Below are 601 nucleotides of genomic sequence, written 5' to 3' on the forward strand. Positions count from 1 at the left end.
ACGAGTCGAACCTTGCCCGCGTGGCCGACCCGGCCGCGGGCGCGGGCGGCTTCGAGACGCTCACGAACGCCTTGTGCGAGAAGGCCTGGAGCCTGTTCCAGGAGATCGAGCGCGAGGGCGGCATCCTGGAAAGTCTCAAGGCCGGCATGCTCCAGGCCCGCATCGCGGCCGTGTGCTCCCAGCGGGAAAAAGCCGTCGCCACCCGCCGGGAGCCGATCACCGGCACGAGCGAGTTCCCGAACGTCCATGAGGCCGATGTGGCCGTGCTGCTGCCGATGCCCGCAGCCGAGATGCCCCCGCCGCCCACGGCGTCGGCCTCGTCTCCCGCCTCGACCGAAACCGATTTCGCCTCTCTCGTCCGCATGGCCGGGCAGGGCACGTCCCTGATCAAGCTCGTCGGCACCGCGGCCGGTCCGGCGCCCGTCTCCATCGCGCCCCTGCCGTCGATCCGGACGGCCGAGCCGTTCGAGCGCCTGCGCGACCGCGCGGACGCCTATCGCGCCCGGACCGGGGAACGCCCGAGGATCTTTCTCGCCAATCTCGGGCCGATCGCGGCCTTCACGGCCCGGGCGACCTTCGCCAAGAATTTCTTCGAGGCCGG

1 protein-coding gene is annotated in these 601 nt (G+C 71.5%); it reads left to right on the forward strand.

The annotated features are described in order from the left end of the window. The coding region (locus KBI52_RS33810; RefSeq protein ID WP_247654090.1) for a methylmalonyl-CoA mutase family protein at window positions 1–601 on the forward strand (601 nt) is incomplete at both ends.

Origin of the sequence: Microvirga sp. HBU67558 (assembly GCF_018069605.1) — a bacterium.
In the GTDB taxonomy this organism is placed as follows: domain Bacteria; phylum Pseudomonadota; class Alphaproteobacteria; order Rhizobiales; family Beijerinckiaceae; genus Microvirga; species Microvirga terrae.